Source organism: Microbispora sp. ATCC PTA-5024 (genome assembly GCF_000511135.2).
GTDB lineage: Bacteria > Actinomycetota > Actinomycetes > Streptosporangiales > Streptosporangiaceae > Microbispora > Microbispora corallina.
Genome location: NZ_KI866528.1, coordinates 357,116 through 361,759 on the forward strand (window position 1 = coordinate 357,116; position 4,644 = coordinate 361,759).

Genomic DNA, 4,644 nt, shown 5'->3' on the forward strand with positions numbered 1-4,644 from the left:
GGCCAGGGCCTCCTGTCGGCCGCCATGCTCGCCCGGGCCGCGTTCGCCCTCGACAGCCCCACGGTCGGCGGGGCCCTGGAGGTGGCCCTGCGCGCGCGAGGAGTCGTCTGGACCTGGGAGAACCTCGCGCTCCCGGTGTTCGCGACCATCGTCAGGCGGCAGCGCGAGTCGGGCTTCGGCGTCGAGATCGAGCACCTGTTCTCGGACCGCCTGCTCGCCGCGCTCACCGCGGTCGCCCGGCGGACCGGCCCCCCCGTGCACCCCCTGCCCGTGCTGCTGGCCTGTGCCGAGGAGGAGCAGCACAGCCTCCCCGCGTACGCGCTGGCGGCCGAGCTGGCCGGTCTGGGCGTGCAGACGCGGGTGCTCGGGGCCCGCACGCCGTACAGCGCCCTGGGGGACGCGATGCGGCGCCTCGGCCCCGCGGTGGTCTTCGTGTGGTCCCAGATGGAGGCCACCGGCGACCCGGCTCCGCTGGCCGCGCTGCCGCGGCTGCGCCCGGCCTGCCGCGTCGTCGCCGGCGGTCCCGGCTGGTGGGACGGCCTTCCGCCGGGCACGACCAGGGTGACCACGTTTCACGACGCGATTACAGCGGTAATGACCTTTCTGCGGTGATCCTTCCGTTTTGACCGTTTGTTGACCTCCCCTCTGGGCCTTCGGCCTTGCGTCAACGGAACGCGGCCAGCTATGAATAGGTTTTGAATAAGTTTCCCGGGCTAGAGGATGCTCATGAACGAGACCCTGGAGATGCGCCTGGCGGCCGGAGAGGCCGGCGCGATAGGGGAGTGCTACGCCACGCACGCCCCCGCGCTGCGCTCCTACCTGCGAAGACTCGTCCCGACGCAGGACGTCGACGACGTGCTGCAGGTGGTCTTCACCGAGGTGTGGCGCTTCCGGCACCGGTTCGACCCCTCGCGCAGCCTGTCCGCCTGGCTCTTCGGCATCGCCCACAACCGGGCCGTCGACCACCTGCGGGCGCGGACGCCGACGACCGTCCCGCTCGAGGCGGTCGCCGACCCGGCGGGGCGGGACGGCCGCGAGGACGGCGACGCGTTCGCCGACCGCGACCGGGTCCGCCGTGCCCTCGACGCGCTGCCCGACGTCCAGCGCCAGGCCATCGAGCTGGCCTACTACGGCGACCTGACCCAGCGGGAGATCGCCGACCGGCTGCGGGTCCCGCTGGGCACGGTGAAGGCCCGTACGGCCCGCGGCCTGCACCGGCTGTCCCGTCTGCTGCCTCCGGCCGCCGCCTGATCATGGACGACGTCAGGCCGAGGGTCGCCGTCTCCCGATGCCTGCTGGGGGACCCGGTGAGGTTCAACGGCGGGCACAGCCGGGACCGGTTCGTGTCCGGCGACCTCGGCGGGCACGTGGACTGGGTGCCCGTGTGCCCCGAGATGGAGCTCGGACTCGGCGCCCCCAGGGAGAGCCTCCGCCTGGAGGGGTCGCCCGACGGCCCCCGCCTGATGACGAGGAGGAGCCGGGCCGACCTCACTGGCCCGATGACGGCGCTGGCGGCCGAGCGGGCCGCCGGGCTCGACGTGGACGGCTACCTGTTCAAGTCGAGGAGCCCGAGCTGCGGCATCCACGGGATCCCCGTCTACGACGGCGACGCGGTGACCGGCCGCCGCAACCGGGGCCTGTTCGCGGCCGCCGTGATCGACGCCCACCCGCTGCTGCCCGTGGAGGACGAGGGACGGCTGCACGACGCCGTGCTCCGCGAGGCGTTCGTCGAGCGGATCTTCGCCCTGGCCCGGCTGCGGGCACTGCTGTCGGGCGACTGGCGCCCCCGTGACCTGGTCGAGTTCCACGGCCGGCACAAGATGCAGCTCCTGGCCCACGACCCCGCGGCGTACCGGGGGATCGGCCGGATCGTCGCCGCGGCCGGCGCGCGTCCCCGCGACCTCCTCGCCCGGGACTACGCCGCCGCCTTCCGGGCGGCCCTGGCGGCGAAGGCGACGGTGGGCCGTCACGTCAACGTCCTCCACCACTGCCTCGGCGTGGTCGGCCGCCACCTCGATCGGGCCCGCCGCGCCGACCTGGTGGAGGTCATCGAGTCGTACGAGGCCCGCAGGGTGGCGCTGACCGTGCCGGTGGCGCTGATCCGCCACCACGCCAGAGGCGAGGGCGCCGCCCACGTCAGCGGGCAGACCTACCTGTCGCCGTACCCGGACGAGCTCCGCCTGCGCAACCACATCCCCGCCTGAAAGCCGATTGGGCCGCGCCGTCCGGGAAAGTCACCCGTGCAGAGCGGAAAGGACGGACCCATGAAGAAGACGTTCCTCGGCACGGCGCTGGCCGTCACGGCCACGGCCGTCGCCGGAAGCCTGTCGGTCGACGCCACCTCGGCCTGGTACCGCGGGCTCCGCAAGCCCTCCTGGCAGCCGCCGCCGCCCGCGTTCGGCCTCGTGTGGACGCCCCTCTACGCGACCATCGCCTACGCCGGCGGCCGGGCGCTGTCGCACGGCGGGGACGGCTCCCGGCCCGCGCTGGCCCGCGCGCTCGGCGCGAACCTGCTCCTCAACGCCGCCTGGTCGGCGCTGTTCTTCCGCGCCCGGTCCCCGAAGCTCGCGCTGGCGGAGATCCTCGCCCTCAACGCGTCGAACGCGCTGCTCGTCAGCCGGGCCGGCCGCGCCGACCGGAGGGCGGGGCTGCTGCTCCTGCCGTACGCCGGGTGGACGGCCTTCGCGACCGCGCTCAACGCCGCGATCGTGCGGCACAACCCGGACGCCTGAGTTTGTCCGCACATGCTGTGACAATTGGCCGCATGGGTGATGAGCTGTCCCCGCCCCTCCCGGAAGCCGGCGGCCGGCTGCGAAAGATCGGCTGGGGAGCGTTCGCGTTCTTTCTCGCCGCGTTCGCGGTCTTCGAGAGCGTCAAGTACGGCGTCCCGACCACGGTGGCCATGCTCGTGTTCTTCACGCTGCCCGGCCTGGCGCGGCTCGCCGGGATTCGTCCGCCCGGCGTCCTGTACCAGGCCGTGCACCGCGTGTGGATCCCGCTCGTGGTGCTGGTCGCCTACTCCTTCGGGCCGATCGCGTGGCCGCCGCTGTTCACCGCCGCCCTCGGCTGGCTCGCCCGTATCGCCCTCGACCGAGCGCTCGGGCGCGGGTTTCCGCCGGCCGGCGGCTCCTGACCGGTCTCACCCGCCGACGTCGAAACGGCCCTACGCGCCGGGGAAGTCGGCGGTCAGGCCCTGGGACTCCAGACCGGCCAGGATCCTGTCCAGGAGGCCGTGGAGCTCGCGGGTCTGCTCGCGGGTGAGGGGGTCGAACAGGATCCGCCTGACCTCCTCAACGTGCCCGGGGGCGGCCTCCACGAGAGCGGCGAACCCGGCGTCGGTGAGCTGGGCGACCGTGGTGCGCCGGTCCTCGTGCCGCTTGGCCCGCCGCACCCACCCCTTCTCCTCCAGCCGCGCCATCGCGTGGGACAGGCGGCTGGCCGAGTACTGCAGGAACGCGGCCAACTGCGTCATCGTCATCGTCCGCTCGGGCGACTCCGACAGGGCGACCAGGATCATGTAGTACGCGTGGGGCATGCCGGAGTCGCGCTGCAACTGCCTCTCCAGAGCCATCTGGAGCAGGTGGCTCGACTTGAGGTAGGCGCGCCAGGTGCGCTGCTCCTCGTCGTCGAGCCAACGGGTCTCCGGCATGCGGTAAGCGTACCGATCGGAACGGTCCCCGGCGCCCGGACCGCGGGCATTCGACGGGTTCAAACCGGTCGAGGGGGAAGTGTCACAGGTATGGACGAACTCCAGCGCGTCGACGCCTACTGGCGGGCCGCGAACTACCTGTCCGTGGGCCAGATCTACCTGATGGACAACCCGCTGCTGACCGAGCCGCTGAGGCCCGAGCACGTCAAGCCGCGCCTGCTGGGCCACTGGGGCACCACTCCCGGGCTGAACTTCTGCTTCGCGCACCTCAACCGGGTGATCCGCGAGCGCGGCCAGGACATGATCTACATCTGCGGCCCCGGGCACGGCGGCCCGGCCGCGGTCGCCCACGCCTGGCTGGAGGGCAGCTACACCGAGCGGTACCCGCACGTGACCCGCGACGCGACGGGCATGCGGAGGCTGTTTCGCCAGTTCTCGTTCCCCGGCGGCATCCCGAGCCACGCGGCGCCGGAGACGCCCGGGTCGATCCACGAGGGTGGCGAGCTCGGCTACGCCCTCTCGCACGCGTACGGCGCGGCCTTCGACAACCCCGGGCTCGTCGTCGCGTGCGTGGTCGGCGACGGCGAGGCCGAGACCGGCCCGCTGGCCGCAAGCTGGCACTCCAACAAGTTCCTCAACAGGGACGGGGACGGCGTGGTCCTGCCGATCCTGCACCTGAACGGCTACAAGATCGCCAACCCGACCGTGCTGGCCCGGATCCCGGAGGAGGAGCTGGTCAAGCTCTTCGAGGGGTACGGCTACCGCCCCCACATCGTCTCCGGAGACGAGCCCGCCGCCGTCCACGAGCTCATGGCCGCCACGCTCGACATGGTCTTCGGCCAGATCGGCGACGGCGGCCCCCTACCCATGATCATCCTCCGTACTCCCAAGGGGTGGACAGGCCCCCGCGAGGTCGACGGCCTGCCGGTCGAGGGCACCTGGCGGTCCCACCAGGTGCCGCTGACCGACGTGCGAGACCGGCCCGACCGGCTGGA

Annotated in this window: 5 protein-coding genes and 2 pseudogenes; 6 read left to right on the top strand and 1 reads right to left on the bottom strand. The window is 72.8% G+C overall.

The window, feature by feature from the left end:
* The 5 genes and pseudogenes from MPTA5024_RS38560 to MPTA5024_RS38580 all read left to right on the top strand — a co-directional run.
* Positions 1 to 612 (top strand): annotated as a pseudogene (locus tag MPTA5024_RS38560) (MerR family transcriptional regulator); the annotation flags it as partial.
* A 114-nt stretch (positions 613 to 726) separates the two neighbouring features.
* Complete coding sequence (locus MPTA5024_RS38565) at positions 727 to 1,251, top strand: RNA polymerase sigma factor (protein ID WP_036333500.1); 525 nt, start codon at positions 727 to 729, stop codon at positions 1,249 to 1,251.
* Between the two features lie 2 nt (positions 1,252 to 1,253).
* On the top strand, positions 1,254 to 2,204 hold the full coding sequence (locus MPTA5024_RS38570; protein WP_051459196.1) for a YbgA family protein: 951 nt from the start codon (positions 1,254 to 1,256) through the stop codon (positions 2,202 to 2,204).
* Between the two features lie 60 nt (positions 2,205 to 2,264).
* Positions 2,265 to 2,732, top strand: a complete 468-nt coding sequence (locus MPTA5024_RS38575) for a TspO/MBR family protein (protein ID WP_051459197.1) — start codon at positions 2,265 to 2,267, stop codon at positions 2,730 to 2,732.
* A gap of 32 nt (positions 2,733 to 2,764) precedes the next feature.
* On the top strand, positions 2,765 to 3,133 hold the full coding sequence (locus MPTA5024_RS38580) for a DUF4260 family protein (RefSeq protein ID WP_051459198.1): 369 nt from the start codon (positions 2,765 to 2,767) through the stop codon (positions 3,131 to 3,133).
* A 30-nt stretch (positions 3,134 to 3,163) separates the two neighbouring features.
* Here MPTA5024_RS38580 and MPTA5024_RS38585 read toward each other — a convergent pair whose 3' ends face one another.
* Entirely contained in the window at positions 3,164 to 3,649 is a 486-nt protein-coding gene (locus MPTA5024_RS38585) for a MarR family winged helix-turn-helix transcriptional regulator (RefSeq protein WP_036333504.1), read from the bottom strand.
* Between the two features lie 90 nt (positions 3,650 to 3,739).
* On the opposite strand from MPTA5024_RS38585, the pseudogene MPTA5024_RS38590 reads away from it, so the two are divergent.
* Positions 3,740 to 4,644 (top strand): annotated as a pseudogene (locus tag MPTA5024_RS38590) (phosphoketolase); the annotation flags it as partial.